The sequence below is a fragment of the Pseudomonas sp. 2VD genome (assembly GCF_005503585.1).
Taxonomy (GTDB): Bacteria; Pseudomonadota; Gammaproteobacteria; order Pseudomonadales; family Pseudomonadaceae; genus Pseudomonas; species Pseudomonas aeruginosa.
In genome coordinates, this window is the sequence record NZ_SCND01000506.1 from 1 (window position 1) to 3,358 (window position 3,358).

At 67.2% G+C, this 3,358-nt stretch carries 2 protein-coding genes and 2 riboswitches; of the genes, one reads left to right on the forward strand and one right to left on the reverse strand.

The window, feature by feature from the left end:
* Positions 1-92 precede the first annotated feature (92 nt).
* A complete protein-coding gene (gene mntP, locus FFS27_RS30670) occupies positions 93-662 on the reverse strand; it encodes a manganese efflux pump MntP (RefSeq protein WP_003091017.1) in 570 nt (189 codons plus the stop codon).
* An 8-nt stretch (positions 663-670) separates the two neighbouring features.
* A riboswitch (yybP-ykoY riboswitch) is annotated at positions 671-837 on the reverse strand.
* Positions 838-994: 157 nt separating this feature from the next.
* Positions 995-1,199: riboswitch (cobalamin riboswitch) on the forward strand.
* Between the two features lie 99 nt (positions 1,200-1,298).
* On the opposite strand from mntP, the gene FFS27_RS30675 reads away from it, so the two are divergent.
* Positions 1,299-3,358 (forward strand): TonB-dependent receptor (locus FFS27_RS30675; protein ID WP_137952446.1); only part of this gene is annotated, 2,060 nt, incomplete at its 3' end.

The window sequence follows — 3,358 nt, forward strand, 5'->3', positions numbered from 1 at the left end:
GCGCTGCTGGCGGCAATCCGCGATTGGGAAAGCGCCTGAAGCGAACGCCCACCCACTCGCCGCGACCTGTCCCGCCCCGTCTCCGATGCCGCTCACGCCGCGCTGAGATGCTCGTAGAGAATGGTCGCACCGACCAGGATCAGCACCACCCCGCCGACCATCTCCGCGCGCTTGCCGGTCACTGCGCCGAGCGCCCGGCCGAGCATGGTGCCGAGGGTGACCATGGTCATGGTGGCCAGGCCGATGGCGCCAGCGGCGAGGAAGATGTTGACGTCGACGAAGGCCAGGCCGACGCCCACCGCCAGCGCGTCGATGCTGGTGGCCAGCGCCGTCACCGCGAGAATCCAGAACGAATGCTGGCCGGGCTTTTCCTGTTCCGTCGCATGATCCGCGCGCAGGCCGTTGTGGATCATGTGCAGGCCGAGCAGCACCAGCAGGACGAAGGCGATCCAGTGGTCCCAGTCGGCGACGAACTGGCTGGCGGCCTGGCCAAGCAGCCAGCCGACCAGAGGGGTGATCGCCTCGATCACGCCGAAGATTATCCCGGTGCGCAGCGCCTCCGACAGGCGCGGCCGATCCAGGCTGGAGCCCTTGCCGATGGCCGCGGCGAAGGCATCGGTGGACATGGCGAAGGCGAGGAAGATCAGGGAAACGGGATTCACGCGGATACTCCAGCCGGGCATGAGTCAACGACATGACCCCGCGGCCCGGCTTCGGCGCAGGAATGTCGTTGGTCTCACCAATCCGGATGGATGCGCTGGCCATGGCGGGTTGCCAAGAATGTTGACCAGCGCGCCGTCAACGGGTGACGGCAGGCTACTCCCCAAGGAAGGCCGGCAGCATAGCAGGCCGGCGTGAAGAAAATGTGATGACCCGGGAAGCTGCGCCAGGGCGTGGGGTCCGGCGAAGAAAGACTGCACGGGAGAATTGTTATAGTATAACATTTTATTCAATCCAGATCGTTCAAGGCTTGACTGGAAACGGTGCGGATGTTCCCATCCGGCCCGTTCCAGGTGCCTCCTGCCGCCGCGCAGGAGGTGAAACGGGAAGCCGGTGCGTCACTTCGGTGATCAGTCCGGCGCTGCCCCCGCAACGGTAAGCGAGCGAAATCCTCTTCAGGCCACTGTGCTCCGGCATGGGAAGGCGAGGATTTCACGACCCTCGCAAGCCCGGAGACCGGCCTGCAACGCCCTGTTGGCACACCCGCGGTGGGCGGGAGCGAGCCGGTTGTTCGAGGCGCTGTCGCGCCTGCGATTTCCTGCGCGTTCCGTCCTGCCCGGTCATGAGATGGAACGCCCATGCCCCGCTTCAGCCGTTTGCGCACCGAGCCTTTCGCCCTCGGCCTATCCACCAGCCTGCTGCTGGTACCGCCCGCCCTCGCCGAAACCGAGGAAGCCGCCCTCGCCCTGCCCAGCCAGTTGGTCAGCGTTCGCCAGGACCCCGCCGAACTCGACCACATCGACCTCGCCACGCCGGTCAGTGCCGGTTCGCGCCTGGGCCTCAGCGCCCTGGACACCCCGGCGAGCACCAGCAGCATCAGCGGCGAGGAAGTTCGCCGACGCAACAACCCCAGCGTCCAGGCCGCCGTCACCCGCAGCCCCGGCATCAGCTTCATCGGCACCCCCGGAGATGGCGGTACCGGCCTCTCGGCGCGCGGCTTCAGCGGCCACGCATCGGTGATGCAACTGTTCGACGGCACGCGCCTGTACACCGGCATGGGCACGGTGAACTTCCCCAGCGATCCGTGGATGGTCGAGCGCATCGACGTGATCCGCGGCCCGGCCTCGGTGCTGTACGGCGAAGGCGCCACCGGCGCGGTGATCAACGTGGTGCCGAAGAAGCCTTTCGCCGGCGAGATCCGCAACCACCTGCACCTCGGCTACGGCTCCTACGACAACCGCCAGTTGGCCCTGGACAGCGGCGGCTCGCTGACCGACAGCCTCAGCTACCGGCTCAACCTGAACCAGCAGCAGAGCCACGGCTGGATCGACCGTGGCGACTCGCGCAACCTGGGCATCAGCGCGGCGCTGCGCTGGCAGGCCAGCGACGATCTGGCCTTCACCCTCGCCCACGACTATGGCGACCAGGAGCCGATGAACGACTTCGGCACCCCGCTGGTCGGCGGCAAGTACCACAAGCGCCTGCGCGAGAAGAACTACAACGTGCGCAACGACGTGCAGCGCTACAACGACCAGTGGACCCGCCTGACCAGCGACTGGAGCCTTTCCGACAGCGTCACCGCGAGCAACCAGCTGTACTACATCAAGGCCCGCCGTCACTGGCGCAACGCCGAAACCTACGAATGGGACGTCCCGCGCGAAGAGCTGTTGCGCAGGGACTACCTGCGCATCAGCCACGAGCAGGAGCAGATCGGCGACCGCCAGACCTTCGCCTTCCAGCACGCCCTGTTCGGCCTCGACAGCCGCACCCTGGTCGGCGCCGAGTACAACCGCATCCGCTTCCGCCTGAGCAACAACTCGCCCTATACCGATGTCGGCGGCGACTACATCGACCCCTGGCATCCCGCGCCCGGCTACTTCGAAAGCCGCTCGCCCTACCGGCCGCACTCGCGCAGCCAGACCCGCACCTTCGCCCTGTTCGCCGAGAACCGCCTGCAGCTCAACGAGCGCCTGTCGCTGGTGACCGGGGTGCGCCGCGACCAGAACCATATCGACCGCGACGACCTGCTCACCGGCACCCGCAGCGACCGCAGCCTGCAGGGCGGCAACTGGCGCGCCGGGCTGGTCTTCGCGCTGACCCCGGAACTGTCGCTGTACGGCCAGTACTCCACCAGCGAAGACGGTGTGAGCAACCTGATCACCCTCAACGCGGCCCAGCAGCAAATGGACCTGACCCACTCGAAGCAGACCGAGGTCGGCCTCAAGCAACTGTTCCCGGACGGTCGCGGCGAATGGACCCTGGCCGCCTACCATATCGTCAAGAAGAAGCTGCTCAGCGCCAACCCGCTGCCGCCGCACGACGCGCAGCAGGTCGGCCAGCAGAGTTCGGACGGCCTGGAGGCCAGCCTGGAACTGAACCTGGCCCAGGACTGGCGGCTGTCAGCGAACGCCGCGCTGGTGCGTGCCGAATACGACGACTTCGACGAAACGATCGACAAGCAGACCTACTCGCGCAACGGCAACCGCCCCAGGAACGTGCCACGGCGCACCGCCAACCTCTGGCTGGACAAGTCCTTCGCCGAGACCCTGCGCGTCGGCGCCGGGCTGCGCTACGTCGACCGGCGCTACGCCGACGCCGCCAACCAGGCCAGCCTGCCCGGCTACACGGTGGTCGACGCCAACCTGGGCTGGCGGGTACGGCCGGACCTGACCCTCGGCCTTGAGCTGTACAACCTGTT